The following is a 17888-nucleotide window of genomic DNA, read 5'->3' as shown; positions in this document are numbered from 1 at the left end:
CCGGTTCGAAGAGCTTCGTTGCCGGGGGAACAAGGGGCCAGGGCAATTGCCTACTGGCCCCTACGGGTTCACTTCAGAAATTTCTGAGTGGCGGTTGACATTTCGGCGACGGCCGCTGCGGGGTCTGTCTTGCCGGTGATCACCCTTCGAACGACTTCGATCTGGGCGTCAAAGATCTGGTCAGTGTTGTCGACCGGATAGGTGTGCCAGTCTCCGGCATTCGACAATGACGCGATCAGGTTACGAGCGTAAGGATTGGACTTGTTGTAGTCAGCAAACAAATCACTTTCGCCGAATGCCTTGGAATTGGCCGGAAGGTAGCCAGCGTATTGAGTTTGTAACGCCTGGCCTTCGGAGCCGTAAGCCCATTCGAGATACCGAAGAGCAGCTTTTTGGCGAATGGGATCTTTGGTGAGAACGAACATTCCGTGAGAAACCGCCGAGAGCTTGCCTTTACCGGAAACGACCGGGAAGGAGCCGATCTCGAGTTGGAAGTTATTGGCTTGGGCAGCCTCCATAATTGAAGGAATGCCGCTTGCCGAACGAAACAGAATGCCCATTGTTCCTGCATTGAACGCTTGGCGCGCTTGGTTCGTCGTCATCGCTGAAGTATTCGCAGCCTTGGCGAAATCTCGGATGATCGTCATAGCTTCTACGCCGGTCTCATTGTCGAATCCTATGGCGCTGTCTTTGTCGCCCATGGAACCACCAATTCCGGTCAGCACGTTCTGATACATCCAGTTGTTAGACGCTTCGAACTCCAAGTAACCACCATTGATATTGCCGCCGAGGGCCGCGACCTTCGCCGCGGCATCAATGATCTCTTCCCAGGTTTGCGGTGAACGCGCTTGCTTCCAACCCGCTTTCTTGAGCAGGCTCATGTTGAAGAAGACAACGGGGATGGTGAGGCCGTAGGGTACGGCATAGACGTGTCCGTTCACCGATGCAGCCTCAACAAGAGCACTTGAGACGCCCGAGGACGAAATGAAAGCTTGGCCTCCAGGTATCGCGTCAATCGGCTGTGCGATGTTTTTGGCGGTAAAAAGCCCGGTATAGTTGATCAGCTGATGAGTGATATCGGGAAGTTGCCCGACGAGCGAATCCCGCAGCGTCGATTGAAAAAGCGGCTGCCAGTTGTCTCCTGCAGCAACATACTCGATCTGCACGTCGTCATGCGTCGCGTTGAAGCTGGCCTGCATTTTATCGAGGAACTCGGTTCGATTTGGCCAAGCATGGGAAATCTTCAGTGTGATTGTCTCCGCCGATGCTTCGGTTGCGGAGAGAATGGAAATCGCTGGAGCTGTGGCGAGACCAACAGCGATTATTTTAGCGAAAACTCGGCGAGTCAGTTTCATTGTAGCTGTCCTATTTTTGGAGGTCACTTCACCGCTCCGCCTGTGAGGCCTTCGACGAACCATCGTTGGGCGGAGAGGAATGCGATGATGAGGGGAGCGACGACGAGGGTTGATGCCGCCATAAGGGGGCCGTAGTCGTTGCCGGCTTCTTCGTTCTTGAAAGCCATGATGCCAAGCGGCGGCGGCATGAGCCCCTGGTCGCGCACGGCGATCAACGGCCAGAACAGGCTGTTCCAATGGCCGACGACCGAGAAGATGCCGAAGGCGATGATGGCGGGCAGTGCCATCGGCACCATGATCTTCCAGACGATGCCAAGTTCGGAGAGTCCGTCGAGGCGCGCGGCATGGATAACGTCGTCAGGAACCGTCTTGAAGAACTGCCGGAGTAGGAAGATGCCGAAGGGCGAGACGATATAGGGGAAGATCAGCGCTGCATAAGTGTTGAGGATGCCGATCTGGTAGCCGAGGATGAACAGCGGCAGGGACAGCACCTCGTGCGGCAGGATCAGCGCGATCAGTACCATGCCGAACAGCAAGTTCCTGCCGGGAAAGTCAAGCTTGGCCAGCGCATAGGCCGCCGGCGCGCAAACGACGATCTGCAGCACTACGATCATCGTGCAGACAAAGATGCCGTTCAGCATGTATTGCGGCAGCGGCGCTTCGGTCAGAGCCTTGGTGTAGTTCTCGATGCCGTAGAACTGCTCAGGCCAGAAGCTGAAGGAGGCGCGAAAGATCTCGCCCGGCGGCTTGATCGACAGCGAGACCATCCAGACGAAGGGGATGAGGATCAGGGCGCCGGTGATCAGCAGGGCGGCATGCCGCAGGATGTGCGACGGTGGTGTGAGACGATCGGTGCTCATTGGTAGTGGACCCTTTTGTCCATCACGCGTGCCTGGATGAGGGTCAGCGCGACGACGATGAAGAGGAAGACGACAGCGACTGATGCGCCATAGCCGGTGCGCAGGTACTCGAAGCTCTCGCGGTAGAGCGTATAGAGCAGCATCTCCGAAGCGTGCCCCGGTCCACCCCGTGTCAGAACCTGCACGGTATCGAAGGTCTCAAAGGCTCGGAGCGCCACGACGATGAAGACGAACATGGTCACCGGCCCAAGCATCGGCAGGGTGACGGTGCGCAGCCGGTCGAGCCAAAGGTCAGCGCCGTCAATGTCGGCAGCGTCATAGAGGTCCTGTGGTATCGACTTGAGGCCTGCGAGGAACAACACCATGGCATAGCCGAGGTTTTGCCAGACGCCGATGACCGCAAGAACCGGCAGCACCGTGTTCTCGTCGCGCAGCCAATTGGCCGTCGGCAGGCCGACGGCGGCGAGCGTCTGATTGACGAGACCGAGGGTTGGATGCAGCAGTGCCTCCCAGGCGATCGCCATGGCGGTCAGCGTCGCCATGAACGGCAGGAAGTGAATGGCGCGGTAGAAGGCGCGCAATGATTTGCCGCTTTCTATGAGAAGTGCGATCACAAGCCCAAGCACGATCGTACCAGGCACGACGATCGCGACGTAGAGGAGGGTGTTGGTAAGTGAGGCGCGAAAACCCTCGTCGGAGAAAACCTCCTTGAAATTGCCGAAGCCCACGAAGGAGAGCGTACTGGCGCCGAACTGCCAGTCGGTGAGCGCAATGCCAAAGACGGCAAAGACAGGCAGGAAGAACAGGATGACAAGCAGGACAAGTGCCGGTCCGGCCAATGACCATGCTGCGAGTGTTTCGGCGAACCTGTGATTGCGCAGCGCCTTGCGGGTTTCGGCGGTGTTAGTTGAAGAACCGGCGGGGTCCGGCCCTGTAAAGGAAGCCGTGCTCATTAGACGCGCTCCTTGATCTGCAGCACGTTCGCCTTGGTGTTTCCATCCGGACGCAGCCGCCGTCCATCGGCCGCGAAGAGCAGCAGGCGCTCCGGCTTGACGCCCAGATGGAGGGTCTGGCCCGAGACGATCTGCGGCGCGCGTTCCGCGAGCAGCCGCGCGACAAGAGGATGATCGGCACCAGGCACATCGAGATGCACATAGAGGTCGGAGCCCATATGCTCCACCAGTCGCACCGAACCGGTCAAGACATTGTCCTTGCTCGCATCAACGAGATGGAAGGCTTCTGGGCGGATACCCAAGGAAAGGGTTGATCCGGGTGCAAGACCCGCCGCTACTGTGAAGCTTGTGCCGGAGGCGTCGGCCAGTCCGTCCGAACGCAGCGTCGCCTGGAGGATGTTGATCTTTGGCGAGCCGATGAATTCGGCGACGCGCAGGTCGTCGGGATCGGCATAGATCTCCTGCGGGGGCGCCACCTGCAAAAGCTCACCGTCGAGCATCACCGCGACCCGGTCCGACATGGTCATGGCTTCGGACTGGTCGTGAGTGACATAGACGAAGGTGACGCCGAGGCGCTGATGCAACTCCTTGATCTCCGCGCGCATCTGCACCCTGAGCTTGGCGTCGAGGTTGGACAGTGGCTCGTCCATCAGGAAAACGGCAGGCTGGCGCACCATGGCGCGCCCCACAGCCACGCGCTGACGCTGGCCACCGGACAGTTGCCCGGGCTTGCGGGCCAGCAGATGGCCGATGCTGAGGGACTTGGCGGTGCGGGTGACGTCCCGCTCGATCTCCGCGGTTGTCGCCGTCGTTCCCGGCAGCAATTCGCCCATCAACGGCAATCTTTGCCATGCTGACAGCCGCCGCATGCGCAACGGCAGCGCCATGTTTTCCTGTACCGTCATGTGCGGATAGAGCGCATAGGACTGGAAGACCATGGCGACGTCGCGCCGCTTCGGCCGTATCCCGTCCACCACGCGGTCGCCGATCGCCAGCGAGCCGCCACTCTGCACCTCAAGTCCCGCCAATATGCGCAGGAGTGTCGATTTCCCGCAGCCGGAGGGACCGAGTAGCGTCAGGAACTCGCCGTCGGCAATTTCAAGCGAGACGCCTTTCAGTACTGACGTCGCGCCAAAGGACTTCCCGATGTTTCGTATCGATATTTTCGCCATTGTGTTCCCCTTCATTTTTCAAGGGCCCTTTACCAGGCCAGAAGTTTTTGGCGTTGGTAGCTAGCTAATCAGCCAGTTTTGCTACAAGTAAATGACAGGCATCGAAAAAAGCGATATCAAAAAGACGATTCGCGATTTGATGCTTCGACCATCTTGACCTAAATGGAAGACCGACATGTCGGAGAAGGAAGACCTCTCTCTCAACGCAGTACGCGCCTTCGTGCAAATCGCTCGCGAGAATAGTGTAACGCGTGCGGCCGAAAGCCTTGGGATAACGCAAAGTTCTGCCAGTCGCCATCTGGCCGTTCTGGAAGAATATCTTGGCGCTAAACTCATCGAGCGCCGGGGCCGCAGCACTCAACTGACCGATTTCGGCCGTCTCTTTGCGGATGCCGTCTCCGAACCATTGGAGACGATACTGTTCACCGCCAATCGGATGCGCCGCGGCGACCGAAAGGAGCCAAACCGTCTGATCGTGCGGACGTCACTATCCACCTTCTCCTATTCGCTTTTAATCCCCAATCTTCAGTACTTCTCCAAAGAAATGGGCGGCGTTACGGTAGATATCGTTACTTCCCTGTCTGCCCCAACTGCCACAGACAATTTCGATGTCCTGCTGACACGCGACCTGGCGCTTACGCAAGCGTCTGACCGCTGGGACATCCATGACGAGCAGCTTGTGTGCGTTGGGGCGCCGAAGTTTGTCGCGGGGCGCAACCTCGCCTCTTTGCGCACCACACCGCTCATCACGGTCACATCCAGACCCGACATCATTCCAATCTGGACACGTGCCCTGGGTCTGAAGACCTCTGATATACTCTCCGGCGCGCGATATGATCACCACTATCTGGCATTGCCGGCCGTCACGACGGGGCAAAGTTTGCTGGTGACGCCCCAGATTTTGGTCGCGGATCTGATTGCTCAAGGACTCTTGGAAGTCTTGCCGGGATCGCGTGTCAACAGCGGAAAGCAATATCACGCCTACGCACTCGACCGAAGCCACAACCCGGATCTTGCCCGCGCCTTCTGCCGATGGATCACCAGGCTCTGCCGGAAAGCCGGGGCCATGGATGGTACGAACGGAAGCGCGGAATGATGCCGCTGGCCAAGTCGATCGCGAAATGAAGCGAGCCTGATTTTCTGTCTGAATTGCCGTCGGTTGTCTTTGTGATTCCGCTTACATTGGAAAATGCGATTTTAATCCCTCACAAATGATATGGATAAGCTGGCAGATCCATTCTGCCCGGCCTAGGTTGCCTCGAAACCAGCGCGCCGCAGTGGCGCGGGCAAGGAGGCTACATTGACTTTTATCTCGAAGCGGCTTGGCGCTGTTAAGCCATCGGCCACCAAGGCAATGACTGCCAAAGCGCGTGAACTGAAGGAGCTCGGAAAAAGCGTCATCGCACTGAGCGCCGGGGAGCCCGATTTCGATACGCCTGAAAACATCAAGAACGCCGGGATCGATGCAATCCGCTCCGGCAAGACGAAATATACACCGGTTCCCGGCATTCCCTCTCTGCTCAAGGCCATCCAGGACAAGTTCGAGTGCGAAAACAATCTGCACTACGACATCAATCAGATCACCACTGCCTGCGGCGCCAAGCAGATCCTGTTCAACGCCCTGTTTGCGACCCTCGATCCGGGCGACGAGGTGATCATTCCGGCGCCTTGCTGGGTGTCGTATCCGGATATGGTCCGCCTCGCCGGCGGCACTCCGGTCATCATTTCCTGCAGTGAAGCAGATGGTTTCAAGCTCACGCCGGAAGCGTTCGAAAAGCAGATCACGCCGCGAACGCGCTGGCTGATGCTGAACTCGCCGTCCAACCCGACGGGTGCCGTCTACAGCGCGGAGGAGCTTCGCGCGCTGGCCGAGGTGCTGAGAAACCATCCGCATGTCATGGTTCTGGCCGATGATATCTATGAAAAGCTTATTTATGGGGATACCAAATTTGCGACCATCGCGGCTGTGGCGCCTTGGCTGTACGATCGCACACTGACCGTCAACGGTGTTTCGAAGGCAAACGCCATGACGGGTTGGCGCCTTGGCTATGGGGCTGGTCCAGCGGACCTCATCAAGGCCATGAACACCATTCAGGGTCAGACCGCCTCCCACACCAGTTCGATCTCCCAATATGCGGCAGTTGAGGCCATTGGCGGCGATCAATCTTATCTTCAGGGCTTCGTCAAGCAATATGAGGCCCGCCGGGATCTCGTCGTCAGGAAACTCAACGAAGCCTATGGACTGCGCTGCACTGCTCCCGACGGGGCATTCTACGTCTTCGCCTCCTGCGAAGGTCTGATCGGCAGGAGAACGCCCGCCGGCAAAATCATCAGGACCGACGAGGACGTTGCGATGTTTCTGCTTGAGGATGCCGGCGTCGCCGTCGTTCCCGGCTCCGGTTTCCTGATGTCACCCTACTTTCGGATATCTTACGCTTCTTCCGAAGCGGAACTGACAGAGGGGTGCGACCGGATCATCGCCGCCTGCCAAGCGCTTGTTCAGGAGGACGCAGCATGAGCAAAGGCAAACAACTCAAGCAGACGATTATCGCAAATGGCCTCGCCCATGTGATGGCAGCGCACAGCCCGCTTTCGGCACGTTTGGTGGAAGAGGCAGGTTTTGACGGCATCTGGGCATCGGGCTTTGAACTGTCCGCTCTTTACGGTCTCGCCGATGTCAGCATGATCTCGATGACGCAGCATCTCGACATGGTGCGCGCTATGGGTGAGCAGAGTTCGCTGCCTATCATTGCCGATATTGACACCGGTTTCGGCAATGCGATCAATGTCATCTACGCGATCCAACAGTACGAACGCGCCGGCGCTGCGGCGGTGGTTATCGAGGACAAGACATTCCCGAAGGTTACAAGCCTTGTGGCCGATGGACGCCAGGACCTGCTGAGACTTGAGGAATTTCAGGGCAAGATCCGTGCGGCCGTCGCCACGCGCTCAATCCAGATTTCCTGATCATCGCCCGCACAGAGGCGCTGATCGCCGGTTTGGGTGAGGAAGAGGCGTTGAAGCGCGCTGCAGCCTACGAAGCCGCCGGGGCCGATATGATCCTGATCCATTCCAAGCAGAAGACACCGGATGAAGTGGAGAGCTTCGTGCGGAACTGGAATGGCAAGGTGCCGATCGTCATCGTTCCGACCGCCTATCCGGAAATGAACGAGGAGCGGATAAAGGCGCTCGGCAAGATCGCGATCGTCATCTACGGCAACCATGCCATTCGCGCCTCCGTCACCGCCATGCAGGATGTATTCGTCCGTATCCTCAAGGATCGCGGCATCCATGCGGTCAACAACGACATTGTCAGCGTCGAAGAAATCTTCCGCCTGCAGAAGATGGATCAGGTAAAGACGAACGAGAAACTCTTCCTGTCCTGAGGGGGCGCATGACACGTATTGGTGCCGCCAACAGCAACGATCACGATTTTGGCGTGGAAATCGTCAAACAGGGCGAGGAAATCTCGCTGATGTTCGATCTCGAAAAGATTGATCAGTTCAAGGCCGCGTTCGGGGACGCGGCCTTCCTTGAAACGGCAACACGATACGTCCAGGGCAAAGCCACATCACTTGGTGCCGAGGACCAGCTATGGCTGTGGACCGAGGCCGTGGCGGCGCACGTACGATAGCTACTCAGGGTCGCAGCGAACGCTTTTGAATTCCAACAACTTGGGCTGGTATCACGATTAACCCTGGAAGGGAGCGTGTGAATGCGCGAATTCAACGAACATCTATACCAGACGCTGGCAGCTATTACCGCAGAAGGACTTCTGAAAGTCGAGCGTCAAATCACTGGTCCTCAGTCTGGTCGGATTTCTAGATCGGCCAAGGACGGTCCGCGAGAGCAAATAAATCTCTGCGCCAACAACTATCTCGGGCTTGCGGACCACCCGGAGATCATAGCCGCTGCGAAGAACGGTCTTGATGAGTTTGGTTTCGGGATGGCCTCGGTGCGCTTCATTTGCGGCACGCAAACGCTCCATCGGGAACTTGAGCAGACAATTGCACGGTATCTCGGCAAGGACGACGCCATCCTGTTCGCGGCCTGCTTCGACGCCAATGGCGGCGTGTTCGAACCGCTGCTGGAAGCGGATGATGCCATCATTTCTGATAGCCTCAATCACGCCTCGATCATTGACGGGGTGCGTCTTTGCAAGGCCAAGCGCTACCGGTTCGCCAACGGCGACATGAACGAGTTGGAGGACAGGCTTAAGGAAGCTGACCGCGACGCGGCGCGCTTCAAGCTGATCGCTACGGATGGTGTGTTCTCCATGGACGGATATGTGGCCGATCTTGCCGCCATCTGTGATCTCGCCGAGCGATACGACGCGCTCGTGATGGTCGACGACTGCCACGCGACCGGCCACCTTGGTGAGGCCGGGCGTGGAACACCGGCATTGACGGGCGTCAATCAGCGGGTCGATATCGTCACTGGGACGCTTGGCAAAAGCCTGGGTGGGGCCATGGGTGGTTTCGTCGCCGCGTCCCAACCGATCGTCGATCTCCTGCGTCAAAGATCACGCCCCTACCTCTTCTCCAACAGCCTCGCTCCAGCAGTTGCGGCCGGATCCATCAAGGCGATTGAGATTGCCGAGAAAGCGGATGATCGTCGGCAGAGACTTGCCTCCCATACCGGGCGCTTCCGGTCCGGTCTGCAGAAGGCCGGATTTGATCTGCTGCCTGGGAAGACGCCGATCATTCCCGTGATGCTGCATGAAGCGCGCCTCGCACAGGATATGGCTCAAGCTTTGGATGAGCGTGGCGTCTATGTCGCCGGCTTCTTCTTCCCCGTCGTGCCCAAGGGCAGGGCGCGAATCAGGACCCAGATGTCCGCAGCGCTGACCGAACAGGACGTCGATTTCGCGATCGATGCTTTCATCGACGCGGGCAAGTCGTTGGGCGTCATCTGATGTTGAACAGAGGTGTTTTCATGAGAGCTCTTGTTAAAGCGGAAGCGCAACCCGGCCTTTGGCTCGATGATCGCCCGATCCCTTCGATTGGTCCAGATGATGTCCTGATCAAGATCAACAAGACGGGGATTTGTGGGACAGATATCCATATCTATGCATGGGATGAGTGGGCGCAGCGAACCGTCCCCGTGCCGATGGTGGTGGGGCATGAATACGCCGGTGAGATCGTGGAACTCGGTGCCAATGTCCACAATCTCGCCATCGGGCAGAGAGTTTCGGGCGAAGGCCATGTTATTGGTCTTAACAGCCGGGCCGCGCGCGGGGGACGGTTCCATCTCGATCCTGAGACGAAGGGCATAGGCGTCAATATACCGGGTGCCTTTGCCGAGTATCTCCGACTACCGGCTTTCAACGTTGTGCCGCTTCCTGACGCAATCGATGACGATCTTGGCGCGATCCTCGATCCGCTCGGCAACGCTGTCCACACAGCACTCTCCTTCGACCTTGTGGGCGAAGATGTCCTGATCACGGGTGCGGGGCCGATCGGCATAATGAGTGCCGCCGTTGCGCGTCACGTCGGAGCGCGTCACGTGGTGATTACTGACATCAATCCAAACCGCCTGGCGCTAGCCGCAGAAGTCGCAGACGTCATCCCCGTCGATGTCAGTAGAGAAGACCTCTCTTCCGTCAAAGCCCGCCTCGGGATGAAGGAAGGTTTCGACATTGGCCTGGAGATGAGTGGCGCGCCGGCTGCCTTCGACCAGATGGTCAATCATCTCGTCATGGGTGGAAAGATTGCCATGCTCGGCATTCCCGCGCGGCCAGCTCCCGTCGACTGGACCAAGGTCGTGTTCAAGATGCTCACAGTAAAGGGCATCTATGGTCGAGAGATGTTTGAGACCTGGCACAAGATGTTGGCCATGCTGCAAAGCGGGCTTGATGTCCGTAAGGTCATTACCCATCGGCTACCGGTCAGTGAATATGATCTCGGGTTCAAAACGATGCAAAGCGGCAATTCCGGCAAGATCGTCCTGGACTGGAATAGCTGATGAAGCTCGTTTTACGAGGTATCGCTGCGGAGAATACCCATGCTTGATCTTATTGGCGCAGTCGCACTTCTGCTGTGGGGTCTTCGTCTGGTGAAAACCGGCGTAATCCGATCCTTCGGCGTGCGACTGCGCCGGTGGATCGGCTCCGGTACGAGGAACCGGCTGCTTGCTTTTGGGGTCGGTCTTCTCGCGACCCTTGCTCTACAGAGCAGCACGGCAACAGCGCTGATGACGGCCTCGTTTGCCGGAAGCGGTTTCATGAGCTCGATGATGGCCCAGGCGATCATGCTTGGGGCCAATGTCGGCACGAGCCTGGTAACGCGCATCCTCGCATTCAATCTTCACTTTCTGGCACCGTTGATGATCGCGGCCGGCGTGTTTGCTTTTGGCTTCAGCCATTCCAAGCCCGCCAAGGGCCTGTCGCGCGCCGTCCTTGGGCTTGGATTGATGCTGCTGTCGTTGCGGCTTCTCGGTCAGGCGACCGAGCCCATGCAGCATTCCCGCGTGCTGGTCGCCTTGATGGCATCGCTCGACGCGGTGCCGCTGCTTGCCGTGGTCGTCGCGGCCGTGCTTGCGGTCGCAGCCTCCTCCAGCCTTGCAATCGTCCTCCTGGCAATGTCGCTGGCCGCAAGCGGGACCGTGACACCTGCACTCGGTATCGCTCTGGTGCTCGGCGCCAATCTTGGCGGCGCTATCCCGCCGGTCCTCGGAACTCTGAACGATGGTGCGCTGGCACGTCGCGTGACCATCGGCAACATGCTGGTGCGTCTGATCGGATGTGTCGTGGTTCTGCCATTCATCGAAACGGCTGCGGCACTCCTTTCGGAGGTAAGCCAGGGACCGGCAGCCCTCATCGTCGATGCGCATATCGCCTTCAACATCCTGCTTGCCGTGCTCATGCTGCCGGTGCTGCGGCCGCTGTCTGCTCTGATGCGCCGTATCCTTCCGGAAGTCACGGAGATCGAGGGCGGTCCCCGTCATCTCGATCCCGACAGCCTCGATACGCCAGCCCTTGCGCTTGCCGGGGCTGCTCGCGAAACCCTTCGCATCGGCGATTGCATCACCAGGATGCTGCAGACGAACCTTGAGGCACTCAGAAAGAACGACACGGTCCGCTCTTCCGGCATTGCCGCCATGGACGATGAGGTCGATCGGCTGAACAGCGCGGTCAAATTGTACCTCGCCAAACTCAACCGTTCCGCTCTCGACGAGAAGGACGAGCAGCGGTCCAGCGAGATCATCGGCTATGCCACGAACCTTGAGCACATCGGCGATATTGTCGACCGGAACCTGCGCGACCTGGTGGACAAGAAGATCCGCAACCAGTTGAGCTTCTCGGCCGAGGGCGCTTCCGAGATCGAGGAACTCTACCGGGTCACACTGGAAAACCTGCGGCTGGCGCAGAGCATTCTGGTCACCGGCGACACGCAGCTGGCCCGCCAATTGGTGGAATCCAAAGTCGATATCCGCCATCTGGAGGAACGATCGGCCGCCAACCATATGGCGCGCCTGCGCGACGGGATGATCGACAGCATGCAGACCAGTTCGCTGCATCTCGACATCCTGCGCGATCTCAAGCGGATCAACGCCCATATCGCCGCCATCGCCTATCCCATCCTCAAGCGACAGGGCGCGCTGCGCGAAAGCCGGGTCATGACGGGAGAGCAGATCGCGGCCACATCGCGGTGATCCAGGCATCAGGTCCGATACCAATCAGTGTGGGGTCAAGAACATTTTGCAAGAAGGAGCATGCGGATTGGCCATCGACCTGCGCCAGTTGAGATATGTGATTGCCGCCGCCGAGCATGGCAGTTTCCGTCAGGCGGCGGCCTCTCTCGGTGTCGAGGTCTCGGCCATCAGTCGAGGCATACGCGATCTCGAGGATGGGATCGGTGCCTCGCTGTTCTCGCGTCATTCAGGCGGTGTTCGCCTGACGCCAGCCGGCGAGCTGTTTCTCACACGCGCGCGCAATGTCGTGACCGAACTCGAAACGGCCGAGCGCGATGTCGGCGTGATCGGACGGGGCGAGCGCGGCCGTGTCCGCATCGGCATCTACTCGTCGCTGACCTCCGGCTTTCTGTAGGATCTGCTCAAGGATTGTGATGCCCGGCATCCCGAGGTTCTGCTCGACTATCTCGAACGAGATCCTTCGGAACTGATTCCGGCAATCCGCCAGCGACAGCTCGATATCGCGTTCGTCCATGACGAAGCCAGCGATACGATCCGCTGCCCAGCTGGTCAGACGCTCCGGCCGTTGGGCAAACACAGCCGCAACCGGGCGATCCGCTACCGCACTTCGGCATGCAAGAACTGTGTCCTGAAGCCGCAATGCATGCCTGGCGCGCAGCGGACGATCCACAGATTAGTCGATCAAGGCGCCGTCGCTAACCCGGGCGCCAGGGTTTGTGATCTAGCAGTGGCCTTATGTTATCTTTTCAACTTTTGTGTTGACATAAGTTAGAAATATCCCGTAACCTCTGCCCATGCCGAAAGGCACAAGAGAAATACCGGGAGGAGAACAAGATGAATTCCTTTAGCGGATCCCGCACGCGGGCTGCGGGCGCGGTGTTGCACGGGGCTGCCCTCGTCGCGATGGGTTTGTGTTGGGCCGTTCCGGCCTTCGCCGACGATGCCATCCGCATCGTTTCGCCTTACCAGACGACGACACTGGACCCGATGCGTTCGGCGGCTGCGGGCAACATCGAAACCTATGGCCAGCTCTACTCACGCCTGCTGCGCCGCAACTCCGAAACGGGCGCGCTGGAGCCGGGGCTGGCAGAAAAATGGGAGATTTCGCCGGACGGCAAGACCTACACCTTTCATTTGCGCGATGCGAATTTCTCCGACGGCTCGCCGATCACAGCTAGTGACGTGGCGTTCAGCCTCGAGCGAATTCGCAGCGACAAGAAGTCGGCTTATCCCGCACCGCTCGGTGCGGTGGAGTCGGTGACGGCAGCCGATCCGAAGACCGTGTTGGTCACGCTCAAGTCGGCTTTCGCGCCATTCCTCGGGAACGCGGAGATCTGGAACATGGGCATCGTCTCCAAGGCTGATGTCGAGAAGCGAGGCGAAGAAGCAGCCTTTGCCAGCGTTCCGGTTACGTCCGGTCCCTACGAGGTCAAGCAGTGGAAGCCGAACGAAAGGCTCATCCTTGAACCCAATTCGCATTACTGGCGCAAGGGTTATCCGAAGTCGGACGCCACGGTCGAACTGATCGAGGTTGCCTCGCCTGAAACCCGCATCGCTATGTTGAAGGCCGGCGAGATCGATGCCGTGCGGGCGGTGCCATGGGCGCAGGTCGACGAGTTGAAGGCGGTCGATACAATCGATATGCGGTTGGAGCCCTCGACCACCATCTACATGACCCTGCTCAACCACAAGCGCGAGCCCTTCTCCAATCTGAAGGCCCGGCAGGCGGCTGGCATGGCGATCGACAACAAGGCGATGGCCAAGGCCATCACGCGCGGTTATGCCGAGCCGGCAAACACCACGCTGCCGGGCAGCGTCGATTTCCATGACAAGGATTATCCAGGCATTGCCTACGATCCCGCCAAGGCGAAGGAACTGCTCGCCGAATCCGGCATGGTGGGGCACGAAGTGAAGATCCTGGCGGCGGCAGACGCGCCCTCCCAGCAGACGGCGCTGCTCATCCAGGCGCAGTGGCAGGCGATCGGCCTGAAGCCGGTCATCGTCAATGTCGACAGCGGCGCCTGGTGGGATGCCACCGGCAAGGGCGACTACGACGCTGCGGCCAACTGGTGGTACAACGAGACGCCCGATCCCGATCTCGCCGTCCGCTGGGCGGTGTGTGGAAGCTGCGGTTCCAACTCCTACAACACCTTCTATGCGAACCCGAAGGTGGACGAGCTCGTCGAGCAGGGCACCAAGGAGGCCGAACCGGTCAAGCGCGCGGAGATCTACAAGGAAATCCAGAAGGTCACCACGGAAGAGGTCGCGCAGATTCCGCTCTACTATGCGCCGAATGCTGTTGCCTATTCCAAGCGTCTGCAAGGCCTCAAGCTGACCCCTCGCTGCAATGGACCCTGGAAGAGACGTCCATCGGCCAGTGATCCGACTCAAGCGCGCCCCAGAATAGGGGCGTGCCCTTGACGCTCGAACCGGAGAACCGGATTTGTCCCTTCTGCAACTCATTGCGCGGCGCCTGCTGCAATTGATCGGCGTGCTCGCGGGCATCAGCCTTGTGACGTTTCTCTTGGTCCACATGGCCCCGGGCGATCCCGCGCGGCTTATGGCCGGGGAGAGGGCGAGCCCCGAGACCATCGCGGCGATCCGTTCGCAATATGGGCTTGATCTGCCACTCTGGCGCCAGTTCCTGACCTATCTCACCAACCTCGTTTCGGGCGATATCGGCCTGTCGCTGCGCTTTCAGCGGCCGGTGAGTCAGCTCATAGAGCAGTTCATGTGGCCGACACTCTTCCTGACCGGCTACGTGCTGTGCCTCGCCATACCGCCGACTGTAGCGCTCGCCATCCTCGGCGCCCGGCGTCCAGGCGGCATCGCCGACCAGATCATTCGTCTGGTGGGGATTGCCGGCCTCACCATCCCGGTGTTCTGGCTGGGTATCATGATGTCGCGCTTCTTCGGCGTCAGCCTGGGCTGGTTCCCCGTCTCGGGTTACGGCACCGGTTTCGCGGGGCATCTTCATCACCTCTTCCTGCCAGCCCTGTCGACGGCCATCTGGCTGGTACCGGTTCTGACGCAGAGCCTGCGCGCCGCTCTCATTGAAAAGACGACGGCCGACTTCGTCACGGCCGCGCGGGCGCAGGGCGCGACGGAACGGCAAATCTTCTGGCAGACCATGTTGCCGAACGCCGTGCTGCCGACCCTCAACCTGCTCGGCGTCATGGTGGCTTTCATGATCGGCGGCGCCATCATCGTAGAAACCGTCTATGCGGTGCCCGGCCTTGGCACGCTGATGGTCAATGCGTTGCTCGGCCGTGACTATTACGTCGTGCAGGGCCTGACGCTGATCTTTGCGGTCTCGACCGTCCTGATCACGCTGATGGTGGACCTGCTCACCGCCTTTATCGACCCGCGCGTCCGGCTCTGAGGAGATCGCCCATGGCTGACAGCCCCATTCTGGTGCAAACCGCGCCGCCCGCCCGCATCATTACGCCCACCATGCTGATTGCACTCGTCATTCTTGGTGGATGGCTGGTGACGGCACTGGCCGCTTCGGCGATCGCGCCCTATGATCCCGATGCCATCGACATCATGAACATGCTTTCGCCGCCGAGTGCCGCCCATTGGTTCGGCACGGACCAGGTTGGCCGCGACGTCTTCTCGCGGGTTCTTTTCGCAAGCCGGGTCGATCTTCTGCTCTGCGTGGTCGGGGTACTTCCGCCCCTCCTGATCGGTACGACGATCGGGCTGTTGAGCGGCTATTTCGGCGGGGTGGTCGATAACGTATTCATGCGCATCTATGACCTGACCGTCGCGTTCCCCTTCTTCGTGCTGGTGCTGGCCATTGTCGGCGTGCTCGGACCGGGGTTGCTCAACTTCATCCTGGCGCTGACGCTGGTCGGCTGGGTCAGTTATGCGCGGCTGGTACGGGCGCAGGTGCTGACCATCCGCGAAAGCGAATATATCCAGGCGGCCAAATGCCTCGGCTATCAGCCGGCCACCATTCTCAGCCATCATGTGCTGCCGAACGCTGTCGGACCGGTCATAGCCTACGCGGTCAGTGATGCGGTGCTCGTCATGCTCGCCGGTGCAAGCTTCGGGTTTCTGGGTATGGGCGCGCAGCCACCGCTGGCCGAATGGGGCGTGATGATCGCCGACGGACAGGCTTTCGTCCAGCAGGCATGGTGGATCTGCCTGTTCCCTGGTTTAGCCGCGATCTCCCTCGGCCTTGGTTTTGCTCTGCTTGGCGATGGACTGGGGCTGTTGCAACGGAAGGGAGTTACGGCATGAGCGGGCTGGAAACGAGCAAGCCGCCGCTGCTTGAAGTCAAGGATCTGTCCGTCAGCTTCGGCGGTTTCGCAGCGGTGAAGAACGTGTCGTTCACGCTCCAGCCGGGAGAAATCCTCGGTATCGTCGGCGAAAGCGGTTCGGGCAAATCCGTGACCTGCCGAGCGGTGATGCGACTGCTGGCGGCGACCGCACGCGCCGAGGGCACGGTGGCCCTTGATGGACGCGACCTGCTGACACTCAGCGAAGACGAATTGTGCGCCGTTCGGGGCCGCGACATCGGCATGATTTTCCAGAACCCTGCATCGCATCTCGATCCCCTGCGCCGCATCGGCCAGCAGGTCGCGGCGCCGATGATCCGGCACCTCGGTATCGGCAAGCGCGAAGGTCTCCAGCGCGCGGTCAAGCTGCTGGAAGATGTGGGTATATACGAGCCGGAAAAGCGTGCGCGCTCCTATCCGCATGAGTTTTCGGGTGGCATGAAACAGCGGGCGATGATCGCCGCCGCCATTGGTTGCCAGCCAAAGCTGCTGATCGCCGACGAGCCGACAACCGCTCTTGACGTCACCGTGCAGGCCCGCATCCTTGAATTGCTCAAGGAGCTCAATCGCAAGACCGGGCTGGCGATGATCCTCATATCGCACGATCTCGGCGTCGTCGCGGATATCTGCTCGCGCGTCGTGGTCATGCGCAACGGCGAGGTGGTGGAGCAGGGGCCGATCGACGACGTCATCAACCGGCCGCGCCATCCCTATACGAGGCTGCTGATCGAATCCCAGCCGGGCCGAAAGAGCTATGGCACGGCCGGCGGTCCGGACCGGGGAACGCCGCTGCTGAGCGTCGAAAATCTTTCGGTGACGTTCCCCGCCGGACAGGGGCTGCTCGGTGGCTTCGGAAGCAGCAATTCCTTCCGCGCCCTCGACGGCGTTGATCTGGAGATCAATACGGGCGAAACGGTCGGTATCGTCGGCGAAAGCGGCTCCGGCAAGAGCACGCTCGCCCGGTCAATCATTCGCCTGAACACGCCGAGTGGCGGCGCGATCCGTCTGGACGGGCAGGATGTCGGGGCGCTCGGGGGCGAGGCGCTGACGGCGTTCCGCCGCCGCGTGCAGATGGTGTTCCAGAACCCGTACGATTCGCTCAATCCGCGCATGACAATTGCCGAGGCCGTTGCGGAGCCGATCTGGCGCCATGGCATCGCGGACCGAAAGGCGGCCCGGAAAGAAGCCGATGCCTTGCTGGAGATGGTGGAATTGCCGAGCAGCCTGCGCGATCGCAAGCCGCAGCAGCTTTCCGGCGGACAATGCCAGCGCGTCGGCCTTGCACGGGCGCTGGCGCTGAAGCCGCAGCTTCTCATCGCGGACGAAATCACCTCGGCGCTCGACGTCACGACGCAGGCGCAGATCCTGGAACTGCTCGTGCGGCTCCAGCGCGAACGCTCGCTGACGCTGCTCTACATTTCGCACGATCTCGCCGTGGTGAGCAGCCTTTGCCAGCGCGTCTATGTCTTCAAGGCCGGGCGCGTCGTCGAGCAAGGCGTGGCGCGGCAGGTTCTGTCTGCGCCGCGGGACCCTTATACACAGGCGCTGGTCGGCGCGCTGGCCCGGCTGCCGTCGGCCGGGACAATTCCCCTTCACAATCGGTCGTGACCTA

Annotated in this window: 15 protein-coding genes and 1 pseudogene; 12 read left to right on the top strand and 4 right to left on the bottom strand. The window is 59.9% G+C overall.

The features are described from left to right. Nucleotides 1–68: 68 nt before the first annotated feature. The 4 genes from P6U16_RS28070 to P6U16_RS28055 form a co-directional block, all read right to left on the bottom strand. Complete coding sequence (locus P6U16_RS28070; RefSeq protein ID WP_277704943.1) at nt 69–1355, bottom strand: extracellular solute-binding protein; 1287 nt, start codon at nt 1353–1355, stop codon at nt 69–71. Between the two features lie 23 nt (nt 1356–1378). Next, complete coding sequence (locus P6U16_RS28065; RefSeq protein WP_277704942.1) at nt 1379–2215, bottom strand: carbohydrate ABC transporter permease; 837 nt, start codon at nt 2213–2215, stop codon at nt 1379–1381. Continuing rightward, a complete protein-coding gene (locus P6U16_RS28060) occupies nt 2212–3096 on the bottom strand; it encodes a sugar ABC transporter permease (protein WP_277705062.1) in 885 nt (294 codons plus the stop codon). Before P6U16_RS28060 ends, P6U16_RS28065 begins: the two co-directional genes overlap by 4 nt. A gap of 71 nt (nt 3097–3167) precedes the next feature. Then, nucleotides 3168–4340: an ABC transporter ATP-binding protein gene (locus P6U16_RS28055; RefSeq protein WP_277704941.1), complete on the bottom strand. Its 1173-nt coding sequence runs from the start codon at nt 4338–4340 to the stop codon at nt 3168–3170. Nucleotides 4341–4515: 175 nt separating this feature from the next. Here P6U16_RS28055 and P6U16_RS28050 point away from each other — a divergent pair, with 175 nt between their 5' ends. The 12 genes and pseudogenes from P6U16_RS28050 to P6U16_RS27995 all read left to right on the top strand — a co-directional run bounded on the left by P6U16_RS28050 (nt 4516) and on the right by P6U16_RS27995 (nt 17884). Then, entirely contained in the window at nt 4516–5436 is a 921-nt protein-coding gene (locus P6U16_RS28050) for a LysR family transcriptional regulator (RefSeq protein ID WP_277704940.1), read from the top strand. A 204-nt stretch (nt 5437–5640) separates the two neighbouring features. Next, nucleotides 5641–6858 (top strand): pyridoxal phosphate-dependent aminotransferase, encoded by a 1218-nt coding sequence (locus P6U16_RS28045; protein WP_277704939.1) that lies wholly within the window; start codon nt 5641–5643, stop codon nt 6856–6858. Next, nucleotides 6855–7726, top strand: a pseudogene (locus P6U16_RS28040) (isocitrate lyase/phosphoenolpyruvate mutase family protein). Before P6U16_RS28045 ends, P6U16_RS28040 begins: the two are co-directional and overlap by 4 nt. Before the next feature lie 8 nt (nt 7727–7734). Further along, nucleotides 7735–7974, top strand: a complete 240-nt coding sequence (locus P6U16_RS28035) for a hypothetical protein (protein ID WP_277704938.1) — start codon at nt 7735–7737, stop codon at nt 7972–7974. Nucleotides 7975–8055: 81 nt separating this feature from the next. Next, nucleotides 8056–9255, top strand: coding sequence for a glycine C-acetyltransferase (locus P6U16_RS28030; protein ID WP_277704937.1), 1200 nt, complete (start codon nt 8056–8058; stop codon nt 9253–9255). 20 nt (nt 9256–9275) lie between these two features. Next, a complete protein-coding gene (gene tdh / locus P6U16_RS28025) occupies nt 9276–10304 on the top strand; it encodes an L-threonine 3-dehydrogenase (RefSeq protein ID WP_277704936.1) in 1029 nt (342 codons plus the stop codon). Between the two features lie 39 nt (nt 10305–10343). Next, complete coding sequence (locus P6U16_RS28020; RefSeq protein WP_277704935.1) at nt 10344–11993, top strand: Na/Pi cotransporter family protein; 1650 nt, start codon at nt 10344–10346, stop codon at nt 11991–11993. A gap of 67 nt (nt 11994–12060) precedes the next feature. Next, on the top strand, nt 12061–12387 hold the full coding sequence (locus P6U16_RS28015) for a LysR family transcriptional regulator (RefSeq protein ID WP_277704934.1): 327 nt from the start codon (nt 12061–12063) through the stop codon (nt 12385–12387). 440 nt (nt 12388–12827) lie between these two features. Next, nucleotides 12828–14414 (top strand): ABC transporter substrate-binding protein, encoded by a 1587-nt coding sequence (locus P6U16_RS28010; RefSeq protein ID WP_277704933.1) that lies wholly within the window; start codon nt 12828–12830, stop codon nt 14412–14414. Between the two features lie 22 nt (nt 14415–14436). Further along, nucleotides 14437–15375, top strand: coding sequence for an ABC transporter permease (locus P6U16_RS28005; RefSeq protein ID WP_277704932.1), 939 nt, complete (start codon nt 14437–14439; stop codon nt 15373–15375). Between the two features lie 11 nt (nt 15376–15386). Continuing rightward, nucleotides 15387–16238: an ABC transporter permease gene (locus P6U16_RS28000; protein WP_277704931.1), complete on the top strand. Its 852-nt coding sequence runs from the start codon at nt 15387–15389 to the stop codon at nt 16236–16238. Beyond that, nucleotides 16235–17884, top strand: coding sequence for an ABC transporter ATP-binding protein (locus P6U16_RS27995; RefSeq protein WP_277704930.1), 1650 nt, complete (start codon nt 16235–16237; stop codon nt 17882–17884). The genes P6U16_RS28000 and P6U16_RS27995 overlap by 4 nt, the downstream gene beginning before the upstream one ends. Nucleotides 17885–17888 lie beyond the last annotated feature (4 nt).

The organism is Rhizobium sp. 32-5/1 (assembly GCF_029537235.1).
Taxonomy (GTDB): domain Bacteria; phylum Pseudomonadota; class Alphaproteobacteria; order Rhizobiales; family Rhizobiaceae; genus Pararhizobium.
This window is presented reverse-complemented; position numbering and strand designations above follow the sequence as displayed.